21 protein-coding genes, 2 tRNA genes and 1 other RNA gene are annotated in these 21,740 nt (G+C 63.0%); 19 read left to right on the top strand and 5 right to left on the bottom strand.

What is annotated here, in order from left to right; translation table 11 throughout:
• Window positions 1–118 precede the first annotated feature (118 nt).
• Window positions 119–1,123, bottom strand: a complete 1,005-nt coding sequence (locus HMPREF2690_RS10325) for a prephenate dehydrogenase (protein WP_070421604.1) — start codon at window positions 1,121–1,123, stop codon at window positions 119–121.
• A gap of 50 nt (window positions 1,124–1,173) precedes the next feature.
• On the opposite strand from HMPREF2690_RS10325, the gene HMPREF2690_RS10320 reads away from it, so the two are divergent.
• From HMPREF2690_RS10320 to HMPREF2690_RS12560, 9 genes are all read left to right on the top strand, one after another.
• On the top strand, window positions 1,174–1,656 hold the full coding sequence (locus HMPREF2690_RS10320; protein ID WP_070421603.1) for a tRNA adenosine deaminase-associated protein: 483 nt from the start codon (window positions 1,174–1,176) through the stop codon (window positions 1,654–1,656).
• Entirely contained in the window at window positions 1,643–2,119 is a 477-nt protein-coding gene (locus tag HMPREF2690_RS10315; RefSeq protein WP_246819545.1) for a nucleoside deaminase, read from the top strand. Before HMPREF2690_RS10320 ends, HMPREF2690_RS10315 begins: the two co-directional genes overlap by 14 nt.
• Before the next feature lie 76 nt (window positions 2,120–2,195).
• Window positions 2,196–2,423, top strand: coding sequence for a CsbD family protein (locus tag HMPREF2690_RS10310; RefSeq protein WP_070820830.1), 228 nt, complete (start codon window positions 2,196–2,198; stop codon window positions 2,421–2,423).
• Between the two features lie 39 nt (window positions 2,424–2,462).
• Window positions 2,463–2,550: transfer RNA gene (locus HMPREF2690_RS10305), tRNA-Ser, on the top strand.
• 58 nt (window positions 2,551–2,608) lie between these two features.
• The gene (locus tag HMPREF2690_RS10300; protein ID WP_070482686.1) at window positions 2,609–4,972 is read left to right on the top strand and encodes an MMPL family transporter; all 2,364 of its coding nucleotides are present in this window, start codon (window positions 2,609–2,611) and stop codon (window positions 4,970–4,972) included.
• Window positions 4,969–6,225, top strand: coding sequence for a tRNA guanosine(34) transglycosylase Tgt (tgt, locus tag HMPREF2690_RS10295; RefSeq protein WP_070820829.1), 1,257 nt, complete (start codon window positions 4,969–4,971; stop codon window positions 6,223–6,225). The genes HMPREF2690_RS10300 and tgt overlap by 4 nt, the downstream gene beginning before the upstream one ends.
• Window positions 6,226–6,443: 218 nt before the next feature.
• Window positions 6,444–6,869 carry a hypothetical protein gene (locus tag HMPREF2690_RS10290; RefSeq protein ID WP_141739354.1) on the top strand — a complete coding sequence of 142 codons (426 nt, stop codon included), beginning with the start codon at window positions 6,444–6,446 and terminating at the stop codon, window positions 6,867–6,869.
• 77 nt (window positions 6,870–6,946) lie between these two features.
• Window positions 6,947–7,270 (top strand): helix-turn-helix domain-containing protein, encoded by a 324-nt coding sequence (locus HMPREF2690_RS11785; RefSeq protein WP_083279335.1) that lies wholly within the window; start codon window positions 6,947–6,949, stop codon window positions 7,268–7,270.
• Window positions 7,218–7,502, top strand: coding sequence for a DUF3800 domain-containing protein (locus HMPREF2690_RS12560; protein ID WP_371326030.1), 285 nt, complete (start codon window positions 7,218–7,220; stop codon window positions 7,500–7,502). The genes HMPREF2690_RS11785 and HMPREF2690_RS12560 overlap by 53 nt, the downstream gene beginning before the upstream one ends.
• Window positions 7,503–7,580: 78 nt before the next feature.
• Here HMPREF2690_RS12560 and HMPREF2690_RS10285 read toward each other — a convergent pair whose 3' ends face one another.
• Window positions 7,581–8,237, bottom strand: a complete 657-nt coding sequence (locus HMPREF2690_RS10285) for a queuosine precursor transporter (RefSeq protein WP_070820828.1) — start codon at window positions 8,235–8,237, stop codon at window positions 7,581–7,583.
• A 19-nt stretch (window positions 8,238–8,256) separates the two neighbouring features.
• Between HMPREF2690_RS10285 and gluQRS the strand changes: the two genes are divergently transcribed.
• The 3 genes from gluQRS to HMPREF2690_RS10270 all read left to right on the top strand — a co-directional run bounded on the left by gluQRS (window position 8,257) and on the right by HMPREF2690_RS10270 (window position 12,726).
• Complete coding sequence (gene gluQRS, locus HMPREF2690_RS10280; protein ID WP_070820838.1) at window positions 8,257–9,180, top strand: tRNA glutamyl-Q(34) synthetase GluQRS; 924 nt, start codon at window positions 8,257–8,259, stop codon at window positions 9,178–9,180.
• Between the two features lie 143 nt (window positions 9,181–9,323).
• Window positions 9,324–12,053, top strand: coding sequence for a YPDG domain-containing protein (locus HMPREF2690_RS10275; protein WP_070820827.1), 2,730 nt, complete (start codon window positions 9,324–9,326; stop codon window positions 12,051–12,053).
• A 115-nt stretch (window positions 12,054–12,168) separates the two neighbouring features.
• Window positions 12,169–12,726 carry an LURP-one-related/scramblase family protein gene (locus HMPREF2690_RS10270; protein ID WP_070614358.1) on the top strand — a complete coding sequence of 186 codons (558 nt, stop codon included), beginning with the start codon at window positions 12,169–12,171 and terminating at the stop codon, window positions 12,724–12,726.
• 70 nt (window positions 12,727–12,796) lie between these two features.
• Here the strand turns inward: HMPREF2690_RS10270 and HMPREF2690_RS10265 are convergent, their stop codons facing one another.
• A complete protein-coding gene (locus HMPREF2690_RS10265) occupies window positions 12,797–13,297 on the bottom strand; it encodes a ferritin (protein ID WP_208856607.1) in 501 nt (166 codons plus the stop codon).
• 67 nt (window positions 13,298–13,364) lie between these two features.
• Here HMPREF2690_RS10265 and HMPREF2690_RS10260 point away from each other — a divergent pair, with 67 nt between their 5' ends.
• Window positions 13,365–14,894, top strand: a complete 1,530-nt coding sequence (locus tag HMPREF2690_RS10260; protein WP_070820825.1) for an N-6 DNA methylase — start codon at window positions 13,365–13,367, stop codon at window positions 14,892–14,894.
• On the opposite strand, the gene HMPREF2690_RS10255 is transcribed toward HMPREF2690_RS10260, so the two are convergent.
• Together HMPREF2690_RS10255 and HMPREF2690_RS10250 are read right to left on the bottom strand one after the other, a co-directional pair.
• On the bottom strand, window positions 14,878–16,194 hold the full coding sequence (locus HMPREF2690_RS10255) for a hypothetical protein (protein ID WP_070820824.1): 1,317 nt from the start codon (window positions 16,192–16,194) through the stop codon (window positions 14,878–14,880). The genes HMPREF2690_RS10260 and HMPREF2690_RS10255 overlap by 17 nt on opposite strands.
• Window positions 16,195–16,247: 53 nt before the next feature.
• A tRNA-Ser gene (locus tag HMPREF2690_RS10250) sits at window positions 16,248–16,333 on the bottom strand.
• Window positions 16,334–16,462: 129 nt separating this feature from the next.
• Here HMPREF2690_RS10250 and ffs point away from each other — a divergent pair.
• The 6 genes from ffs to recR all read left to right on the top strand — a co-directional run bounded on the left by ffs (window position 16,463) and on the right by recR (window position 21,637).
• Window positions 16,463–16,558: signal recognition particle sRNA small type (gene ffs / locus HMPREF2690_RS10245), an RNA gene on the top strand.
• A 70-nt stretch (window positions 16,559–16,628) separates the two neighbouring features.
• The gene (locus tag HMPREF2690_RS10240) at window positions 16,629–17,900 is read left to right on the top strand and encodes an aspartate aminotransferase type Ic (protein ID WP_070820837.1); all 1,272 of its coding nucleotides are present in this window, start codon (window positions 16,629–16,631) and stop codon (window positions 17,898–17,900) included.
• Entirely contained in the window at window positions 17,890–18,426 is a 537-nt protein-coding gene (locus HMPREF2690_RS10235; RefSeq protein WP_070820823.1) for a hypothetical protein, read from the top strand. Before HMPREF2690_RS10240 ends, HMPREF2690_RS10235 begins: the two co-directional genes overlap by 11 nt.
• A gap of 10 nt (window positions 18,427–18,436) precedes the next feature.
• On the top strand, window positions 18,437–20,515 hold the full coding sequence (locus HMPREF2690_RS10230; protein ID WP_070820822.1) for a DNA polymerase III subunit gamma and tau: 2,079 nt from the start codon (window positions 18,437–18,439) through the stop codon (window positions 20,513–20,515).
• Between the two features lie 53 nt (window positions 20,516–20,568).
• Window positions 20,569–20,943, top strand: coding sequence for a YbaB/EbfC family nucleoid-associated protein (locus HMPREF2690_RS10225; RefSeq protein ID WP_070451098.1), 375 nt, complete (start codon window positions 20,569–20,571; stop codon window positions 20,941–20,943).
• Between the two features lie 67 nt (window positions 20,944–21,010).
• Window positions 21,011–21,637 carry a recombination mediator RecR gene (gene recR / locus HMPREF2690_RS10220; RefSeq protein WP_070816078.1) on the top strand — a complete coding sequence of 209 codons (627 nt, stop codon included), beginning with the start codon at window positions 21,011–21,013 and terminating at the stop codon, window positions 21,635–21,637.
• Window positions 21,638–21,740 lie beyond the last annotated feature (103 nt).

Here is a 21,740-nt window from a genome sequence, read left to right as displayed (position 1 = left end):
GTCTGGTTGCACAAACACAGAGCTAGACGACCAGGGAAAACGGCCGGCTAGAACCCCGGGGAACCCCAGGGATCAACCCCCCAAACCCCCAAACCCCCAACCCCCCAGAAAACAAAACCTAGAACACCTCGACGCGTCCGCCGAGGGACTCCACCTGCTCGAGTTGGCGGACCCAGCCCGGTGCGCCAGGGTGGACGCGCATGACCGGGCGGGAAGAAATCTTCACGGGGGAGACGGACTCGCGGCGGGCGCCTTTGCGGGCGGCCATGCGCAGGTAGGCGCGGTTGCCAGATTCGGCTAGCTGCTTCATGGACGCCGGATCGTCCGCAAGGGAAGCGCGTGCGGCTTGGAGGAGTTCGATGAACTCGTCGAGCACAGGCACGAGCGAGTCGGCGTTGGTTTCGCACATGTTGCGCACGAGTTCGGGTTCCGTACTAGCTACCCGGGTCGCGCCCCTAAAGGACCCGGCGGACAGGGACTGCGAGAGCGTTCCGCCCCGGTCGCCGACCAACGACAGGGCTTCAGCGATGACGTGGGGGAGGTGGGAGACGCGGGCGACGGATTCGTCGTGAAGCGATACGCGCACGGGGACCGCCTCCGCACCGACGACGGATGCGAGCCGGCAGACGGTGGTGAATAGGGCGGCCCAGTGGTCGTCGGCAAGGCCTTCGCGCGCGTAGTCGTACGTTACGGCCCACGCGGCGCCCTCGAACAGGCCCTCGTGGGAGGCGCTCCAGCCGGAAAACTCGGTGCCCGCCATGGGGTGGCCGCCGACGTAGCGGCCCTGCATGTCGCGCTCGACAATGAGGTCGTACACGCGTTCTTTGACGGACACCACGTCGGTGATGTCGCACGTCGGGGCGAACGAAGCTACCTGGTCCAGTACGGACGCAACTGCCGCCATGGGTACCGCAACCACGATGAGCGCGTTGTCGGCCTCTGCGCGGCGCAGCACTTCTTCCATGTTGTCGGAGACATCGAAGCCGTCCCGTTGTGCTGCGCGTGCCCCGTGCATGGTGTAGCCGAAGACGCGTTCGTTAGAGATGGTCAGGTCGCGCATGAGCGACCCGCCGATCAGTCCGAGGCCGAGAATGCAGATGGGGGGCAGTTGGTAGGTAGTCACCGCGTTAAGTCTAGTGACACTTTGGCCCGCGCGGACTACGCTTTCGTCCCATGAGTCAGGACTTCACGGACGGGTTTGCCGTCACCGTCGCTCAGGTTGGGGGTTCGTGGCAGGTGCGCGAGTTCCGCGACGATTTCACGGACCTTTCCACCTCCATTGACGCTGTGCGCGGTTTGCGCAGCGAGGGTGCGGCGTTTGCGCTGCTTAATGTGGAGGATGACTATTTGGTTGTGGTGCGCCCGGGTCCGTCGAAGGTGCGTGTGTTGATTTCGGACGCGACGATGGCGGTGGATGATGATTTCGCGGCTGACATCCTGGATGAGGCCGACGTGGACATCCCCGACATCGACCCGGATGAGCTGGACAACGTCGACGGCTGGGCTGATGGTGATTTTGCCATCCTCGCGGACCTGGGGTTGTCCGAGGAGCAGTTGAGCATTTTGCTTGACGACGACGCCGACCCGGCCGATCTCGCCCACACCATCGCCGACGAGTTGGGTTTTGGCGACGAGCTCGCCGATGCCGTTGACTAGCGCCCCTGCCCGCCGGGCTGAAGAACGGATGCGGGAGGCGATCGAGGTTGCCCGCACGACCCCGCCTGGCGATGTACCGGTGGGGGCTGTGGTGTTCTCCCCGGAGGGCGAGGTCCTTGGGGTGGGGGTGAACCGCCGGGAGGCGAACAACGATCCGACCGCGCACGCGGAGGTGGAGGCTATCCGTCAGGCGTGCGAGGCGTTGGGGAGGTGGAGGCTGGATGGGTGTGAGCTCGTGGTCACGCTGGAGCCCTGCACGATGTGTGCGGGTGCGATCTTGGGGGCGAGGGTGTCGTCGTTAATTTTTGGCGCATGGGAGCCGAAGACGGGTGCGGTGGGTTCGGTGCTGGATGCCATCCGGGACCCGCGGCATCTGCATGTCCCTGAGGTGCGCGCCGGCGTGCTGGAGGCCGAAACTGCCAGGTTACTGAGTGATTTCTTTGAAGAGCTGAGGAGTAATTGAATCGTTACCCAAAGTGTTCGGGTTTGTCCCTACACTGGGCGACTGCACCGAATTTCAACGAATAAAGGAGAACATCATGGGTTTGGATGACAAGCTTGATCAGCTCAAGGGCCAGGCTAAGGAAGCGGCTGGCGACCTTACCGATAACGAGAAGCTTCAGAACGAAGGCAAGGCCGATCAGCTGATCGGCAGCGCTAAGGAGAAGCTCTCCGAGGCGGGCGACGCTATTAAGGACAAGGCCAACGAGGTCGCAGCCAAGGTTGAGGACAAGGCGGACGAGGTCCGCGACGAAGCTGACCGCTAAATTTGGTTTCTTGGCGGCGCTGCCGTTAATCTAGTCGGCGGTAGCGTGTCCGAGCGGCCGAAGGTACTCGCCTCGAAAGCGAGTGTGGGTAAAACCACCGCGGGTTCAAATCCCGCCGCTACCGCCAAGTGTTAAAGCCCCCGGCAACGGGGGCTTTTTCCGTATCACAGAAGGAACCCTTTGACGTGGCGAAACTGCTGTACAACCTCGGACGTTGGTCCTACCTGCATAAATGGCGGGTGATTGTGGCGTGGCTGCTGCTGTTCGGTGCGACTGCGGGCGGCGCGTTTTCGTTGATGAAGCCGTTTACCTCCGAGTTCGCAATCGAGGGCACACCGGCTATCGACGCGCTGCGCGACATGGAGAAAAACTTCCCCGATGCCGGCAATGTGGCCACAGCCCCTGGCGTGAACTTGGTGTTCGCCGCGCCTGAGGGTCAGCGCCTGGATACGCCCGAGCATATGGCGGCGATGGATGCGACCGTCGGCTATATCCGCGACCACCTCGGGGTGGAGGGGGAGCGCTTCGGCAATCCAGTGACGGTCAACGGCGAGTTGCAGCGCATGGTCATTGGCCAGATGACTGAGATGGGCATGCCGCGAGAGCGCGCGGAAGCGGATGCGTATCAGTTGCGCATGCTTAGCGACGACGCCCGCATCGCCTACACCACCTTCGAGTTCGACGCTGAGTCGTCGATGTCCGTTGACCAAGCGGACCGCGACGTGGTGAACGAGGCTATGAAAATCGGTCGGGACGCGGGCCTGCAGGTTGAGGCCGGCGGCGCTGGTTTCGGCGAGCCGATTGCCATTAAGACCACCTCTGAGATGGTCGGCCTGGCCGTGGCGTTTTTGGTGCTCGTGGTCACCTTCGGTTCGCTTGCTGCTTCGGTGATCCCGATCATCTCCGCCGTGGTCGGCGTGGGTATCGGCGCGCTGCTGGTGCTGCTGACCACCCACTGGGTGGAACTCAACGACGTCACTCCGGTCCTTGCCGTCATGATCGGCCTGGCCGTGGGCATCGACTACGCCCTGTTCATCCTGTCGCGCTACCGCCAGGAGGCACGCCACCTTCCGCCGGATGAGGCGGCCGGAATGGCTGTCGGCACCGCGGGTTCCTCGGTGGTGTTCGCCGGTGCCACGGTCTTTACCGCGCTGGTCGCCCTGGCACTGGCGCAGATCGAGTTCCTCACCTGGATGGGCCTTGCCGCCGCCGTCACCGTGTTCATCGCGGTGCTTGTCGCGCTGACGCTTGTACCGGCGTTGCTTGGCGCGTTCGGCTCGAAGACCTTCGCGGGCAAGATTCCCGGTCTGGCCGGTAATCCGGGTCCGGGTAAGCGTCCGGCGAAGGACCTCGATGAGAATTCGATGGGTAGGCGGTGGGTGCGCTTCGTCGAAAAGGTGCCGGGCCTTGTTATGGCAGTGGTCGTGCTGGGGCTCGGTGCGCTGTCCACCCCGGTGCTTGGCTTGGAGATGTCGCTGCCGTCCGACAGTACCTCCAACTACGACACCACCCAACGCAAGTCCGCAGACCTCATGGCGGAAGGCTTCGGCCCCGGCGTGAACGCCCCGCTGCTGCTGGTGGTTGATGCACACAGCGTCAACCCCAACTCGGAGATTCTCCAGCCGTACATGTCAGCGATCCCGGATGAGGCTGGCGGCGACGCCCAAAAGGCAGCGCTCGCGTCCTTCATCTACACCATGGGTGAGATCGGCTCCGTCAACGGCATCGAGCACGCGCAGCTCATCGCAGCTAACGACGACCTCACAGCCGCCCAGATCCTCGCCACCCCAACCGGTGGTCCGGAAGAGGAACGCACCTTGCAAATCGCCCACGGCGTGCGCGAGGCCATCAGCCAGGTGGAAGACGCCACGGGTATCGACGTTGGCCTGACCGGCCTGACCGCCGTCCAAATGGACATCACCGAAGAACTCTCAAAGGCCATGCCGCTGTACCTGTCCATCGTGGTGGGGCTGGCGATCGTGCTGCTCGTTATCGTGTTCCGCTCCATCATGGTGCCGCTCGTGGCAGGCCTTGGCTTCCTGCTGTCCGTCGGCGCCGCCTTCGGCGTGACCGTGCTGTTCTTCCAAGAAGGCCTGTGGGGTTTGGTGAACACGCCGACCCCGATCCTGTCCTTCCTGCCGATCTTCCTCATCGGCGTCACCTTCGGCCTGGCCATGGACTACCAAGTCTTCCTGGTCACCCGCATGCGCGAGGCCTACCTGCGCAACCGCGACGGGGACCGGCTGCGCGCCGTGCACGAATCCACAGTGCAAGGCTTCAGGCAAGGCGCGCGCGTGGTCACCGCCGCCGCGATCATCATGATCGCCGTCTTCATTGCCTTTTTGGACCAACCGTTGCCGTTCATCCAAATCTTCGGCTTCGCGCTCGGTGTCGCAGTACTGTTCGACGCCTTCTTCATCCGCATGGCCCTCGTCCCCGCCACCATGTTCCTCCTCGGCCGCGCCGCCTGGTGGATGCCAAAATGGCTGGACAAACTCCTCCCCGAGGTCGACGTAGAGGGCACCGAACTAGAAAAGGAACACGCATGACGCAGCAGACGGACACCACCTTCGAGGTCGGCACCCAGTTGGAGCCCGCGCCGGGTAGGCACGGGCGCACCGGCGTGATCCACACCCCGCACGGCTCGATTCAGACCCCTGCGTTCATCCCCGTGGCCACCAAGGCGACGGTGAAAACGCTCACGCCCGAGCAGATCCGCTCCACCGGTGCGCAAGCGATCCTCTCCAACGCCTACCACCTGTACCTGCAGCCAGGGCCCGACATTGTCGACGAGGCCGGCGGCGTCGCCGCCTTCGAAAACTGGCATGGTCCCACCTACACCGATTCCGGCGGCTTCCAGGTGATGAGCCTCGGCGTCGGCTTCAAAAAGGTCCTCGCCATGGACACCGCAGGCCTGACCGAGGGCGACATCCGTGCGGCGAACAAGGATCGCATGGCGCGTGTCGACGACGACGGCGTCGACTTCAAATCCGTCATCGACGGCTCCTCCCACCGCTTCACCCCTGAGGTGTCGATGCAGATCCAGCACCAGCTGGGCGCCGACATCATGTTTGCCTTCGACGAACTGACCACGCTTGTGGATACCCGCGCTTACCAGGAGCATTCCGTCGAGCGCACCCGTCGTTGGGCCCGTCGCTGCCTCATCGAGCACGACCGTCTGACCGAGGTTCGGGCGGACAAGCCGCTGCAGTCCCTGTGGGGCGTGGTGCAGGGTGCGCAGTACGAGGACCTGCGCCGCCAGGCTACGCACGGCTTGTTGGATCTTCACCGTGAGGCGCTCGACGAGGGCCGCCGTGGCTTCGGTGGCTTCGGCATCGGTGGCGCCCTGGAGAAGGAAAATCTGGGCACGATCGTCGGCTGGGTCACCGACGAACTTCCTATCGACATGCCACGCCACCTGCTGGGCATTTCGGAGCCGGACGACATCTTCACCGCCGTCGAAGCTGGTGCCGACACCTTCGACTGCGTTGCCCCGACGCGCCTCGGCCGCCGCGGCGGCGTGTACACCCTGGACGGCCGCATGAACCTTGCCGGCGCCCGCTTTAAGCGTGACTTCTCCGGGGTGGACGAGGAGTTCGGCGGCTACGTCTCCGAGAACTACTCTCGCGCCTACATCCACCACCTGCTCAAGGCGAAAGAGTTTTTGGCGGGCACGCTGTGCACGATCCACAACCTAGAGTTCATGATCCGCCTCGTGGACAACATCCGCCTTGCCATCGACGCCGGCGATTACGAGGCCTACCGCGACGAGTTCCTCGGCCGCTACTACGCCGGGAAGTAGGGGATATGTAGTCGCGCAGCCAGCTTAGGAGCAAACCCGAACTCGGCCCGATGTCCTGTTAGGCGCCCTCTGGGGCACTCATGTGCTCGATCTAGCAAGCAGGGTGAGTTCGGGTTTGCCCCTAAGCTGTGATTTGCGGGTCTAGGGTTGGAGCGATTTTGGGGAAACTTCGAGCCGCATCCGGCTAAAGTGAATCGCATTGGGGATTGGGGGATAGTTTGGCTGAACCAACTTGGAGTATTGAGGTTTTTGACGGTGGGAATTTTGCTCGTTTCTACAGTCGGTTGGATGAAGCGGAGCGCACTGTCGTAGAGGTAGCGATTGAGCATGTGCTCGCACCGTTGGGCATCGATATCTGTGCCAGCGAGTGGGGAAAGAATTTAGGGCAGGGTCTTTTCGAACTACGAATACGACGTGACATCGAGACGATCTTGCGCGAATTTGGTGCAGCGGAAAGGGTTGGCGAAGTTCCAAAGCGGTGGAGGCGGAAACGGGTGCTAATTCGTGTCTATTGCACTTTCTATGGTCAGCGAATCGTTTTGTTGCTCGGTGGATACAACAAGTTGCGCGATCCAAGTCGAAAGCAGGAGCAGAAGGAAATTCGTGCAGCGCGCTCCGTTTTGTCTGCCTGGAAAAGAGAGTAAATACGCCTTGCTGTTATGGGGTTAAACACATAAACTTGCTGCTGGTTACCTATTAAGCGGAGCGTGGGGGTGAACAAATGGCCACTACAAAGTTTGAAGACTTCATCCAGCCATATCGAGAATCGGAATCGCCAGCAGCCGAGGTAATTCGTGATGCGGCAACGCGAGCGTTTGCTGCGGAACTTGCAGAGCGTAAAGCGGTAGGTGCTGCACTTGCGTCGGCCCGGCATGATCGCGGCGCAACTCAGCAATCTGTTGCTGATGCTGCCGGAATTCAACAGGCTGAACTGAGTCGCATAGAAAATGGAGTTGGGAATCCGACGGTAGAAACGCTGCTTAAGGTTCTAGCTGCGCTGGATTTGCGCTTGGCCTTCACACCGGCTCGTAAGGGACGGAACTGAGAAAAACTTTCGCCGAGCACATCGTGAACTCCCAAGGACAACTCGGCATGTTATTGAGGATCCCATCTTCCTGGGCTCCAGGGCGTCCCAACTCGTTCAGATGGCAGATCACGTTGCGTGGAGTGCGAATTCGTCGTTAATGAAAGTGCCCAAACACAAGTTCGCCCACAATTGGTACAGTGAGTACCTCGCTCCACGTGATCCTTCCAGGGGGCCACGCGAGTTAGATTAGAAACAGCTAGCCCCCCTTGGTCCACACGAGTGGAGGGGGTCTGCATTAGCAACAGTACAGGTTTCGGAGCCCTGTGGGCTACACGCTCTCGTCGGCAATGCGCTGCTCGGCGCGGCGCACGGCTGCGATCGTCGGATAGGTGATCGGCAGCAGCACGACTTCCATGAGTGTCTTCCACAGGAATCCGACAACGACGTAATTGATGAACGTGCTCGCGGAATCGATGCCGATCACGCTCGCGGCGATGGTGCAGAACAGCAGCGTATCCGCGAACTCGCCAACGATGGTGGAGCCGATCAGGCGCGCCCAGAGGCGGTCGGTGCCAAAGCGGTCCTTCATCTTCTGTAGCACCCACGCGTTGAGCAGTTGGCCCACCACGTATCCGGCGAGCGAGGCCGCGACGATGCGTGGCAGCAACCCCAGGACTGCGGCGAAGGTGTCTTGCATGTCGTAGAACTCGGCGGCGGGAAGCCAGATGGCGATGTAGAACGTCACGACGGCAAGTACCGCGATGGAAAAGCCGGTGAACACGGCGCGGCGTGCGGCTTTGAACCCGTAGACCTCGGCGATGACGTCGCCGATGACATAGGAGATGGGGAAGAGGAAGAAGGCCCCGTCGGTGACCAGCGGCCCGATGACCACGCCTTTTTGCGCCGTGATGTTTGAGATGAGAAACACCGCGCAGAACACGGCGAGCAGGTACGGGTATGGGGAGCGGGATACGCGCGGTGACATGCGCAATATCATTGCACATATGGCTGTTTTTCAAGGTCCTGCTGGTCGCTATGCGCCGAGTCCGAGCGGCGATCTCCATTTTGGCAATTTGCGTACGGCGGTGTTGGCGTGGTTGTTTGCTCGCCAAAGCGGCCGGAAGTTCTTTTTGCGTGTGGAGGATATTGATTCGGAGCGTTCATCCGCGGAGTCGGCGCTGCGCCAGATTGAGGACTTGGAGGCGCTCGGCCTCGACTTCGATCCTCCGGTGCTCTACCAGCACGATCGCGGGGACGCGTATGCAGATGCGCTGGCTCGCCTGGATACGTATGAGTGTTATTGCACGCGCCGGGATATCCGGGAGGCGGCGTCGGCGCCGCATGCGCAGCCGGGGATGTATCCGGGGACGTGCCGTGATCTCACGGAGGAGCAGCGTGCTTTACGACGACGCGACCTCGCCGACGAGGGCCGCCTCCCCGCAATCCGTCTGCGGGCCCACGTGCGTGAGTGGACGGTTGAGGATTTCTACCACGGTGCCTACAGGGGGCCGGTTGATGATGTGATTTTGAAGCGCGGCGGGCGTGTGGATCAGGCACAGGCGGGGGATTGGGCGTACAACTTGGCGGTCGTTGTGGACGACGGTTTTCAGGGGGTGGATCAGGTTGTGCGCGGCGACGATTTGTTGTTTTCTGCCCCGGCACAAGCGTATTTGGCTGATCAACTTTCTCTCGTTACGCCTTTTTATATTCACGTTCCGCTTGTGGTGGGGCCAGGGGGTCGTCGATTAGCAAAGCGCGATGGTGCTGTCACCTTGCGGGAGATGTTGGCCGATAAACGTCAGTCCGACATTGTGCGTGATATTGCCGGGTCGCTCGGATATGGCCAGGTAGATAGCGTGAATGGTTTGTTGGATGTGTTCGAACCGTCACAACTGTCGCGCGACCCATGGACGTGGGAATCTTTGTAATTGCTGTGTTTTAATGAAGTATAACCTGTTTTTTATATGTTAAAACTCTTGCGGTCGGTCTGAAGCTCACTCATATTTGGAGGAAGGTCACGTGGCTGCGTTTGGGGACGCACCACTGGGCAACGAACCTCTAAGGAGACTTCATGATTTCGAAGAAGATTGCTGCGAGCACCGTTGCGCTTGCCCTCGGCGCTTCGGCTGTTGTCGCCCCGCAAGCAACCGCGCTGCCAGAAGAATTCACAAGCCCTCCGGGTCGGACCGCGAACCCACAGCAGGGCGCATGTGCTGTTGTGCTGGATCAGAACATCACCACGGTGAACCCTGGCGTGGCGCTGAAGACAACCCAAAACGGGGTCAGCGTGGGTGTTGGCCTCGACGAGGTAGACAACGCTTTCGTGCCGTGGGTGAGCGTAAGCGCTGACAGTGAGCGGATGTTTCAATCCGGCACGGCGTTCATCGTTGTTGAAAACGTAGGTACGCAGGATGCAACCCACTCCTACAAGCTTGAAGCTCTGAAGAAGGGCTCCGTTGAGATCAAGCGCAAGGGCAATGAGCCCGTTGAGATGCTTGATGTCAACGAGGTTGCGCTGATTGATCAGGAGTCGTTTTCGCTGAAGCGTGATCAGAAGCGCACGGCCGTTGTGAAGCTGGCTGTGGACAGCAATCAGCAGGCGCAGACGTGGGCCTGGAGGGTCAATAATCCGACGATCTTGGCGGCTGAGAAGACCCGCGTCAGCCCAACTGTGCAGATTGAAGTCGCCCCGTGGGTATTTGAGACCGATGACTGCGCGCCAATTGTTGCTTCTGAGCAGCAGTCCCAGGCGATCATCGCGGACGGCAACGAGTACGACACCGGCATCACGGTGGCCAATGCGGAGAACGACTACCAACGTTTGACCGGCAACGTTTCCATCGCTGGCAAGAAGATCGAGGGTGCCAAGGTGCGTGTCGACGACACCGGCAAGGTCTACGTCACCCTCCCCAAGGGCGCGACCGGTTCGGTTGATGACGACAAGGCGGCGAAGGTTGATGTGGAGATCATCGCGAACCCTCGCGAGGCCACCAAGGACGAGGATTTCGACGCCTACAAGAACCCACAGGTACTGCGCGTTGCAACCGAGGACGGCGTTGTTGATCAGGACACGCCGAAGTTCACCGGTTCCGTCCCCGTTGCCAAATTTGCTCCCGCCTACAACACGCCGAACACGGCCAAGCCGGGTGGCTCCGTTGATGTTGCGTTGAAGGCGCAGCCTGGCGACGTCCGCGGCACCGCCGTCGACGCCACCTACACCGTCGTCGACGCACCGGAAGGGTGGACCGCCGAACCAGCCAAGGACGGCACGCTGAAGGTCACCGCCCCGAAGGGCGCGAAGCACGGCGATACCGCCACGTTCACCGTGGACGTCACCTACGCCGACGGCTCCAAGGACACCATCGACACGGTGGTGACGGTGCGCGACACCGACGCAAACCTGAACACCCCGGGCTATGGCGAGACCTACGGCAAGGTCGGGGTGGAGGTCAGCCTCGAGCAGAACAACAAGAACCTGCCGGAGGGCTCCACCTTCACCATCACCCCGGGCCAGGACTTGGGCGATTGGGTGCCGAAGGTTGATCCGGCAACCGGCACCATCACCGTCACCATCCCGGGCTCTGCAAAGCCTGGCGATGTGAAGACGATCCTGGTCGACGTGACCTACCCGGACGGTTCTGTGGATAAGAACGTTCCGGCGAAGGTCATCGTCCACGGTGCCCCGGAGTACCCGAAGGCAGAGAAGGCCCCGGGCCAGAACGCCACCTTGAAGCCGAAGAAGGACGACGTGCCGGGTGGTTCCACCTACGAGATCACCCCGGGTCAGGATCTCGAGGAGTGGAACCCGCAGATCGACGCCAAGACTGGCGACATCACGGTCACCGTGCCAAAGACCGCGAAGGATGGCGACGAGAAGATCATCAACGTCACCGTCACCTACCCGAGCGGCAAGACCGACGTCGTGCCGGCAAAGGTCACGGTGAAGGTCCCGGAGACCCAGCCGGGCAACGGCACCGACAACACCACCCCAGGCGACAACAACACCACCACCGTGATCGTTGTCTACCCGGGCCAGAAGACGGAGGTTCCGCCGCCGAACGGTTCGAGCGAATGGAAGATCCCGGACAACCCGAAGATCCCGGAGGGTTGGAAGGTCGAGGTCAACCCAAGCACGGGCAACCTGACCATCACCCCGCCAGCCGACGTGAAGCCGGGCACCAACATCACCATCCCGGTGGAAGTGAAGACACCGGACGGCAAGACCACGATCGTCGAGATCCCGGTCAAGACCGACAACGGTTCCATCCCGAACGACCCAGGCCAGAAGCAGCCGCAGAACCTGGTGTCTGACCAGGGCTCCTCGGAGAACATCAAGAAGTGCTTCGACAGCATGTCGTCCGAGAACAACCCACTGCTGTGGCTGGTTCCGCTCGGCCTGCTGATCGCCATCGGCGCACCGCTGGCCGGCCCGCTCGGCGCCGAGCTGAGCAAGGCAGCAGCGAACGTGTCGGAGAAGATGAACATCCCGAACCCGCTCGAGCAGTTCGGCCTCGGCGGCGAGACCAACCGCCGCCCGCAGCCGGAGTGGATGCGTCAGATCCAGGTTGAGGCTGACCGTCTGCAGCAGCAGTTCGGCCCGGAGGTCACCCAGGCAGCAGCCATCGGTTTGTCCCTGGCTGGTCTGGCAGCAGGCATTGGCATCCTCGCCGCCCTGTGCAAGGACGGCGAACTGCCGGAGTGGGCCCAGAGCTCCAAGTCAGACGCGAAGGGTTCCTCCGACAAGGGCGAAGGCAAGGGCGAAGGCAAGGGCGACGGTAAGGAGACCGAGGAAACCGCCTAACCCTTCTCTTCCGAACACCGTAAAAGGCTGACACCAGTCCGCACTCGGAACTGGCGTCAGCCTTTTGCGCATTTCTGCCCGGCACGCGCAGCGCGGCGGGATTACGATTTACACCATGCTGCGGGAAAACGAAGTCATTATCCGGCAAACCAAAATCTTCGGTCGCAATGAGTTCGCGATCGAAGCACCCACCGGACAATCGCTTGGCACGGCACGGCAAACGAAGCTCAACATGAAGGACGTGCTGAGCCGGGCCTCGCGCCAAGTCGACGTGTTCGACGCAGGCGGCACGCACCTTATCAGCATCGAAGACCCGATCGACCTCATCCGCGACAGCTACACCGTGCGTCTAGTCACGCCCGCGATGGAGCTGGCGCGGCTGACATCGCGGTTCAAGCTCATGGGCTCAAAATTCGACCTCGACATCGCAGGGTTTCCCGAGGTGCAAGTCGAAGGCAAGGTGTTCAACCGCAACTACACGCTCACATCGCAGGGCCGCCCGATCGCGCACGTGGTCGCGGAATACAAAGGCTTCGGGCGCGAACTGACCGGCAAGTCGGACTACCGGGTGCAGTTCGAGCCGGAGCTGAGCGAACGCCAGCACGCTGCGATCCTCGGTGTGGTCATCGCGATCGACATGTGGCGGGTCAAGCGCCGCCAACAATCCAGCTAGACACAAACAGCGCTAGACACAAACAAAGCCCCCGCACGTGACGGGGGCTGAACGCGAAATCCGGGGTGGGTTACGCGTCGGAGTCGGTGGAGCGGCCGGCCAGGCGGGCGTCGATACGCAACAGGCCCGAGCCGTCCTTGCCAACAAGCTTGAGCTGGTCGACGATCTCGCTCACGGTCGACTCTTCCTCAATCTGCTCCTCCAGGAACCAGTTGAGCAGCGGGCGGGAGCCCAGGTCGCCGACCTCATCGGCCAGGCGAGTGATCTGGCGGATCTGCTCCGAGACCTTCTTCTCGTGCGCAAGAGCAGCCTCAAATGCGTCGAGCGGGGTCTTGATCTCAGGCGCGTCGATCTCAATGTTGTGCGGCTTGACGTGCTCGCCACGGTCAATGAGGTGCTGGGCGAACTTCTGCGCGTGGTCGCACTCCTCAGATGCCTGCGCGGCGAACCACTCGCTCAGGCCCGGGAAGGACAGGGCGTCCATCTCGTTGGCCAGGTAGCGGTAGATGTAGGCGGCACCGTACTCTTCGGTGACTTGCTGGTTGATTGCTTCGTAAAGCTTTGCGTCGATCATGCACGCGAGTATACAGCAGCCCAGATTGGAGCGGAAGAGTAAAAGAGCTATAAGCTCGGGCACCGTGCCCCAGGGATCGAACTTCTCCGCAAAGCGTGTCACCGCCACGCTGAACCGCCTGCGCGCGCACCCCGAAATCGCAGGCCAACAGGCGTGGCTGCGGGGGATCGCGGCGCACTCGAACGCGTTGCGGCCCGACCTTGCGCCGGTGGTGGAATCCTACCTGGGGGTCGAGCCGCTGGCAGAAGATGTGTTCGAAAACATGACCATCGGGGAGATCGCGGTTTGTTACGAGGCGTTCCTGGCGCTCAGCGACAGTAAGGCGCGCAAGGATGCGGGCCAGTACTTCACGCCCGATGACGCCGCGGAGTTCATGGCCCAGCACGTCAACCGTTTCCCGGAGGGCACGTGGGTGGACCCGTGCTGCGGCACTGGGGTGCTCGCGTGGCATCTTGCGCGGAAGGTTGATGGGGATGTGGGGGGCTTCGTCGCAAAGCAATTGATCCTGGTGGACATCGACCCGGTCGCGCTGCACACCGCGGTGGTGCTGCTGTCGCACTTCCTCGCGCCGGGCGACACCGCAGGCTTTGAGGCGCTCGCCGCGCGCTGTGTGGTGGCCGATTTTCTTCACGACGACATCCCCGCCCACGACTTTGTCATCATGAACCCGCCCTACGCCTCCACTGCGCGCGACGACACGTTTGCCACCGCCGCCACCCGCGACCTGTTCGCCTATTTCATGGAGCGTGTCGCCACCACCAGCCGCGGCTTCATCGCGGTCACGCCCGCCTCCTACCTGGGCGCGCCGAAGTTCGCAGGGCTGCGATTGCTTATCGACGACCACCTCACCGGCGGCGACATCACCGTCTTCGACAACGTCCCCGACACCCTGTTTCGCGGCTACAAGTTCGGCTCGTCGAACACGTCGAAAACCAACTTCGTGCGCGCTGCCGTCACCGTGTGCCCGCCGGGGGCACGCGCGTGGCGGGTAACGCCGATCTTGCGATGGCGTGCGGCATCAAGGGCAGCCTTGCTGGCAAAGGCACCGCACCTGCTCGCCCCACGGCAGATCGGTCCGGCAGGGGAGTGGCTGAAGATCCACCCCGACCACCAGGACATCTGGCGGCAGATGCAGGGGTGGGAGCGCACCATCGCCGACCTCGTCGTGCCTGGCCCGACCGAGTTTTCGCTCACCGTAGCCACCACCCCGCGCTACTACATCTCCGCCGCGTTCGGGGAGTTGAGCCGGCGTTCGAAGCAGGTGCTGCACTTCGCCACCGCGCACGACCGGGACCTCGCGGCGGTGACGCTGAATTCGTCCGCGCCGTATTTGTGGTGGCGCTGGCACGACGGCGGCGTAAGCCTCACCCGTCGCGTGCTCATGTCCGTGCCAGTGCCCGACCTAGAGCCGGTGCTTATCGACGACATCCGCGCCTCCGAACGCGACAATCTAGTCACAAAACTCAACGCCGGCATTGTCAACGAAAACGTCAAGCACCCCTTTGCCCTTGTGGAGCGGCTCAACCGCGTGGTGTTCGGGCGCGACGTGGACGTGGCGGCGGCGTACGCGCAGGACCTCACGCAAGCGCCGTAAGCAAATAATCCGTGCCGCGCGCGAGGGCCATGTCCATCTCGTACTTCGGCTTGCGCGGCGACCCGTCCTGCTGGCGGCCCTGGTTGAAGACTTTGATGATGCCGCGGGCGATGGCGTCGCTAATAGATGCAGTGTCCGGGAAGTAGTACGCCTCAATGCTGGTCACCGTGTGCGCGACCTTGAGCTTGCGCGAGTTCGGCTTGCGGTCTTTCACTACCTTGCCGCGCTTGGCCATGTGCCAGCGGTAGAACGCGTCCTCGTCGGTGTAATCCGGCACCGTGTTGACCACGATGAACCCGACCCCGTCCTGTGCTGCGGCAAGATCCACCGAGTACTGGTCGTTGAGCGGCGTGCGGTCCGTCTTGCCATCGGTGGAGTGCACCTTCAAATCCCACGTGCGCGTGCCCTGATAGTCGAACTCCGTGTGGCCGATGGTCGCCGGGCCGCCCTTGAACTTCGCCGCATAAAACGGCAGAACCTTGAACTCGGCGTACCAGGCGAACCACTCCGTTTGGTTCCGGTTGCGGTACTGCGCCGCGAACATCTCCTCCACACACGTGCGCCCGTCGAACGGGAGGCTCGCCCAATCGGTGTCCGCCCGCAGGCCGAGCGCCTCCGCAGCACCAGCGACGAGCGCGTTGGCCTCCAGCAGTGGAGATGCGAAATCCTCCGCGCCCGTGAACCTGCGCGTGGCCAGGTGCAGCAGGTTGTTCAGCCCGTTGAGCGTGATCGTGTAGCCAGACGAGTAGTCGCGCGGCCCCCACGTTCCGCCCAACTGCTGTGCCAGCCAGCGGCCAAGTTCGATCTTGGTTGCGTCCTCCGGCGCGTTGTTGTTGTCGATCGCGCGCGCCAGGTTTACCAGCACCGACTTGCGCTCTTTTGACCCCGGCCCGAGCGTCTCCGGGCCCGAACCCGTCAGCGCGCTAATGCGGTTGACCGCCTCCAGCTTGTTCTTCGCCGGGGTGAAGTCGTCCGACGAGAGCTTGCTAAACGACGACACCCCCGACCCACGGGTGCGAGACGTCTGGGCGGTGAAGTGGTCGTCGACAATTGCGAGCAGCGTCGCCGCCCGACCGTCAACACCGGAACCCAGGATGTACTGGGCGAAGTTGTCGAAGATGCTGTCCGCGATCTCCTCCGCAGTCCACGCGTCCTCGTACGGCACGTCAAGTTCCTCGGCAGCCGCAAGGACGATCGCGCGCGGGATCATGCCCGCATCCGCAACCGTGTAACGACCGATACCCAGCAGGTCAGCGAGACGATCGAGCGCAGTGTTTGCAGTGTTCGCAGCGGTGGTCACGCACAAAACGGTAGCAAAAACGCCCCGCGTAGAAACGCGGGGCGTGCATTTTGCGGAGGATGTGGGATTTGAACCCACGAGGGTCGTGAAACCCGCACGCGTTCCAGGCGTGTGACATAGGCCGCTAGTCGAATCCTCCAGCGAACAACCTCCCCGGCATGCACCGGCGAAGCGTCTTTGGACATGGTAATGCACACACCCCACAGCGCCAAAACGGCAGGTGGGGCGCGCAGGTTGTGTTCTCGCGCGAGAGATGGCTACAGTGTCAGGCAGGATCTCACGCGGTGTTATCTTGTGAACTCCCCCAGGGCGGGAACGCAGCAAGGGTCAGCGAGCTCTAGCAGGTGCGTGGGGTCCCTTTTTCATGTTCGGGGACGGATAGGCCGCTACGATGGTGGGCACGCAAAATTCGCCTTCGAACATCTGGAGTGATGATGTCTCTCAAGGACCTGGACGCAGCCCAGTTCAACGAACTCGCCGAGCGCACTCGCGCACAGTACGAGGAACTCAAGGCCCGAAATCTCAACCTGAACCTGACGCGCGGTAAGCCGTCCGCAGAGCAGCTCGGGTTCTCTGACGCGCTGCTGTCGCTGCCGGGGGCGGACGACTACACCGACAAGACCGGTGCTGATGTGCGCAACTACGGCAACCTCGACGGCATCGCGGACATCCGTGAGCTGTGGGCCGGGGCCCTCGGCGTCGCCCCGGAGAACGTCGTCGCCGGTGATGCTTCGAGCCTGAGCATCATGTTCGACCTCGTCTCGTTTGCCTATATCTGGGGCACCAACGACTCGTCGCGCCCCTGGAAGGACGAGGAAACCGTCAAGTGGATCTGCCCGGTGCCGGGCTACGACCGCCACTTCACCATCGTCGAGCACTTCGGCTTTGAGATGATCCAGGTGCCGATGACCCCGACCGGCCCCGACATGGACCTCGTCGAAGAGTTGGTCAAGGACCCGCAGGTGAAGGGCATGTGGTCGGTGCCGATCTTCGGTAACCCCACCGGCATCACCTACTCCGCCGAGACCATCGAGCGCCTCTGCGCCATGGAGACCGCCGCGCCAGACTTCCGCCTGATCTGGGACAACGCGTACGCAATCCACACGCTTACCGACGAATTCCCGGACAACCCGAACGTTCTCGAGATCTCCGCGAAGCACGGCAACCCGAACCGCTTCTGGTACATGTCGTCCACCTCCAAGATCACGCACGCTGGCTCGGGCGTGGCGTTCTTCGCTTCCTCCAAGGAGAACCTGGACTGGTACAACAGCCACGCCGGCGTGCGCGGCATCGGCCCGAACAAGGTCAACCAGTTGGCACACGCTCGCTTCTTTGGCGATGTCGACGGCCTGCGCGCCCACATGCTCAAGCACGCCGGCTCGCTCGCTCCGAAGTTTGCGGCGGTCGTCGAGATCCTCGAGCAGCGCCTCGGCGAGTACAACGTCGCCGAGTGGACCAACCCGACCGGTGGCTACTTCATCTCCCTGGACGTCAAGGACGGCTCCGCCAAGCGCGCCTGGGAGCTGGCCAAGGACGCCGGCATCACCCTGACCAAGGCCGGCATGTCCTTCCCGGGCGGCATCGACGAAAACGACGAGAACATCCGCCTCGCACCGTCCTTGCCGCCGCTGGACGAGGTCCGCACCGCCATGGACGGCGTAGCCACCTGCGTGCTGCTCGCCTGCATCGAGGCGCATGAAAACTGATCAGGTCGCCGCATGGCTCGGGTCGTTCATGGACATCGAGCTCATGCTTATCGACGACGCCGCCGTCGCCCTCACCACCATCAACACCACCCCCGCGGCCTGCACCGTCGGCTTCTCCCAAGTGGACACCGGTCTGGTCATCGACGGGGATGGGGCAACCGATGTGCGGTGTGAGATTGTGACGGTAGGTGGGGTCGTCGATAAGCAACTGCCCGGGCGCGCCGTCGTTGCTGCTGCCCGTGCCATCGAACGCCTCGGCATCCCCGCACAACCCGGCGTGCTGCTCGAAGGCGCCCTCGACGAGCTCGGCACCACCGCACGCCACGGCTGGCTGCGCGAACCCGAACTCTTCGACCGCGGCACACCGCTATACCGCGAACCCGACCGACTCACGCTGCTGCTCGAACTCGTCGCACTCACCGACGACGAATACGCCATCGCCCGCAACCAAGGCCTCGACGTCCTAACCCGCAGGCTACGACGCCGCGGCACCAACACCACCGAATGGAATCGCGAGGCCGAGTAAGGTAGCCCGCGTGGCTCTGTACAGGAAATACCGCCCCGCAACATTCGGCGAAGTCGTCGGGCAAGAACAAGTAACGCGACCGTTGTCCACCGCACTGGACAACAACCGCATCTCACACGCCTACCTGTTCTCCGGCCCACGAGGCTGCGGCAAAACATCATCCGCCCGCATCCTCGCGCGCTCACTCAACTGCGCCGAAGGACCAACCTCCACCCCCTGCGGCGTATGCCCCTCCTGCGTCTCCCTCGCCCCCGGCGGCAACGGAAACCTCGACGTCATGGAAATCGACGCAGCCTCCCACGGCGGCGTCGAAGACATGCGCGACCTGCGCGAACGCGCCCTGTACGCGCCAAGCGAATCGCGCTACCGCGTCTTCATCATCGACGAAGCCCACATGATCTCCAAAGAGGGCAACAACGCCCTGCTCAAAATCGTCGAAGAACCACCCGCCCACCTCATCTTCATCTTCGCCACCACCGAACCCGAAAAGATGCTGGGCACCATCCGCTCGCGCACCCACAACTACCCATTCCGCCTGCTCGCGCCCCAAGCCATGCGCTCCCTCCTCGAGCGCATCGTTGCCGACGAAGGCGTCACCGTCGACGAAAACGTCTACCCCCTGGTCATCCGCGCCGGCGGCGGCTCCCCGCGCGACACCCTGTCCATCCTCGACCAACTCCTCGCCGGTGCCGGACCCGACGGCCTGACCTACGACCTTGCCCTGCCACTCCTGGGCGTCACGGACCTCACACTTCTCGACGCCGCCGTCGACGCCATCGCATCCGGCGACGGCTCCGCCATGTTCCGCACCATCGACGAAGTCATCGAATCCGGCCACGAACCCCGTCGCTTCGCCCTCGACCTCCTCGACCGCATGCGTGACCTCCTCCTGATCCGCACCGTCCCCGACGCATTCGGGCAAGGGCTTGTCGACGCCCCCACCGACCGCTCCGAAATCCTCAAACACCAAGCCGAACTCTTCACCCCCGCCCACCTCTCCGCCCTGGCCACCGAAGTCAACGACCGACTTCCCGACCTCGCCGGCGCCACCTCGCCCCGCCTACTCCTCGAAATCATGATGGCGCACCTCCTCACCGTCAGCGTCGGCGGCGGCGCGGTGGGCGCGGCCGGTGCTGGGGCTGGGGCTGTTGGCTCTGCTGGTTCTGCCAGTGGTGCTGTTGGTGCTCCCTCCGGCGTTACTGGCGCCGCTGGCGGGGGAGGCGCTGCCGCCGCCGCAGCCGCTGCAGCCGCCGCAGCAAGCTCCCGCACCGCCTCGCGCAAACCCGCGCCCGCGCCCGCGCCTGCTCAACCGGCATCCGAGCAGCGAGCGCAGCAGACGCCGCCACCCGAACCACAGCAGCCTGCGTCGGAACCGCCGCACGAACCTGCGCCGCAACCGGAACCGCAGCGTGAACCCGAACCTGCCCAACCCGCGCCGCAGCAACCCGCGCCGCAACAGGCCGCACCACAACCGGACACGGACGACCTGTACCAGCGCATCGAACGCGACTGGACCCGCCTGCGCCAATCCGTCGGCGCACGCAACCAGGTCGCTGAAATCATGCTGACGGAAGCGAAACCCCTCGGCTTCGACAACGACACCCTCGTCGTCGGCCACCACACCGGAGCACTCGCTGACCGGATCAACGCCGAACGCAACAACGCAGACATCGTCGCAGTGTTCACCGAGAAGCTCGGTACGCCAATCAAGGTCCGTTGCGTGGTCGGCACCAACCCCGACGCCGCCCACGTCAAGCGGCCAGAACCGAGGGAGGTGTGGAATCCGGGGGAGGGGTCGTCGACAAGCGAAAAGCCCGAAGCCCCTGCCCCCGCCAACAGTTGGCAAGCCGCAGTCGCCGCAGCCAGCCAAAAAGCCGCCGAACGCGCACAACGCGAACGCGACGACATCCCACCACCACCCGAACCCACCGAACCCTTCGAAGAAGCCGAACCCGAATACACACGCGAAGACGAAGAACGCGACATGGCCCAAGAAGCACGCGACGGAGAACGAACAGCAGACCGCCGCGACGCCACCGAAGTCGCCATGGATCTCCTCGCCGCCGAACTCGGAGCCAAACCCCTCTAAGCGACGCGTACAATGGCCCACGGAGCTTTACCAACAAACGAAAGGTTGCAACCATGACCCAGCCACAGGACATGCAGGAACTCATCCGCCAAGCCGCCGAAGTGCAGGCCGCACTCCAGCAGGCACAGATGGAACTGCTGCAGACCGAGGTCACCGGCACCGCAGGCGGCGGCCTCGTTGCCGTCACCATGACCGGCGGCGCCGAAATCACCGACCTGACCATCAAGCCGGAAGCCGTTGACCCGGAGGACGTCGAGACGCTGCAGGACCTCATCCTCGCCGCATACCGCGACGCCCACGACCAGGCCGGCAAGCTCGCCGAAGAGAAGATCGCCCCGCTGACCGGCGGCGCAATGGGCGGCGGCGCACCGCAGGGTGGCGCCCCGCAGGCAGGCCCGGGCGAGATCCCGTTCGGCGGCATCGTCTAACCTGTCGCTTTCCGCGTCCGGCCGGCCTGGTCGGGCGCGTTTTTCATGCCACGAAAGGAACCCCCGCGTGTTTGAAGGACCGCTGCAAGACCTTATCGACGAATTCTCGCGCCTCCCCGGCATCGGCCCCAAATCCGCGCAACGTATCGCGTTTCATTTGCTGAAGACGGAGCCGGAGGACATCGATAGGCTGCGCGCCGCCTTGGCCGCCGTGCGCGACGGGGTGACGTTTTGTCGCATCTGCAACAACGTCTCGCGCGAGGAAGTGTGCCGCATTTGCGCCGATTCGAGCCGCGACAAGACGCTGGTGTGCGTGGTGGAAGACGCGAAGGACATCCAGGTCATTGAGCGCACGGGGGAGTACTCGGGCCGCTATCACGTGCTTGGCGGGTCGTTGGATCCGTTGGCGAATGTCGGCCCGAAGGACCTGGCCATCGCGCCGCTGTTGCAGCGCATTGGCGGTGTGCTTGACGACGTCGACGGCGCCGACAACCCCGACGTCACCGAAGTCATCTTGGCTACCGATCCTGATACGGAGGGGGAGGCGACGGCGTCGTATTTGGCGCGTCTGTTGAAGGACTTCCCGTCGCTGACGGTGTCGCGCTTGGCGTCGGGTATGCCGCTTGGCGGGGACTTGGAGTTTGTCGACGAGCTGACACTCTCCCGCGCGTTAACCGGGCGCCTCAAGCTGTGATTTGTGGATAACTCTTTACTTTTCGACGACTCCACGCCCAGTTATCCACAGGCCAGGTGCATTTTCTGTGCCGGGCGTTTAGCGTTTTGGGTATGAATTCGTT

The sequence above is a fragment of the Corynebacterium sp. HMSC034E11 genome (genome assembly GCF_001835905.1).
In the GTDB taxonomy this organism is placed as follows: Bacteria; Actinomycetota; Actinomycetes; order Mycobacteriales; family Mycobacteriaceae; genus Corynebacterium; species Corynebacterium coyleae.
This window is presented reverse-complemented; position numbering and strand designations above follow the sequence as displayed.

What these genes read in the sequence shown, in the direction of transcription:
- HMPREF2690_RS10320 (WP_070421603.1), top strand. Translation starts at nt 1,174, where the DNA reads ATGAGTCAGGACTTCACGGACGGGTTTGCCGTCACCGTCGCTCAGGTT.
- HMPREF2690_RS10315 (WP_246819545.1), top strand. Translation starts at nt 1,643, where the DNA reads ATGCCGTTGACTAGCGCCCCTGCCCGCCGGGCTGAAGAACGGATGCGG.
- HMPREF2690_RS10310 (WP_070820830.1), top strand. Translation starts at nt 2,196, where the DNA reads ATGGGTTTGGATGACAAGCTTGATCAGCTCAAGGGCCAGGCTAAGGAA.
- tgt (WP_070820829.1), top strand. Translation starts at nt 4,969, where the DNA reads ATGACGCAGCAGACGGACACCACCTTCGAGGTCGGCACCCAGTTGGAG.
- HMPREF2690_RS11785 (WP_083279335.1), top strand. Translation starts at nt 6,947, where the DNA reads ATGGCCACTACAAAGTTTGAAGACTTCATCCAGCCATATCGAGAATCG.
- HMPREF2690_RS10285 (WP_070820828.1), bottom strand. Translation starts at nt 8,237, where the DNA reads ATGTCACCGCGCGTATCCCGCTCCCCATACCCGTACCTGCTCGCCGTG.
- gluQRS (WP_070820838.1), top strand. Translation starts at nt 8,257, where the DNA reads ATGGCTGTTTTTCAAGGTCCTGCTGGTCGCTATGCGCCGAGTCCGAGC.
- HMPREF2690_RS10275 (WP_070820827.1), top strand. Translation starts at nt 9,324, where the DNA reads ATGATTTCGAAGAAGATTGCTGCGAGCACCGTTGCGCTTGCCCTCGGC.
- HMPREF2690_RS10270 (WP_070614358.1), top strand. Translation starts at nt 12,169, where the DNA reads ATGCTGCGGGAAAACGAAGTCATTATCCGGCAAACCAAAATCTTCGGT.
- HMPREF2690_RS10240 (WP_070820837.1), top strand. Translation starts at nt 16,629, where the DNA reads ATGTCTCTCAAGGACCTGGACGCAGCCCAGTTCAACGAACTCGCCGAG.
- HMPREF2690_RS10235 (WP_070820823.1), top strand. Translation starts at nt 17,890, where the DNA reads ATGAAAACTGATCAGGTCGCCGCATGGCTCGGGTCGTTCATGGACATC.
- HMPREF2690_RS10225 (WP_070451098.1), top strand. Translation starts at nt 20,569, where the DNA reads ATGACCCAGCCACAGGACATGCAGGAACTCATCCGCCAAGCCGCCGAA.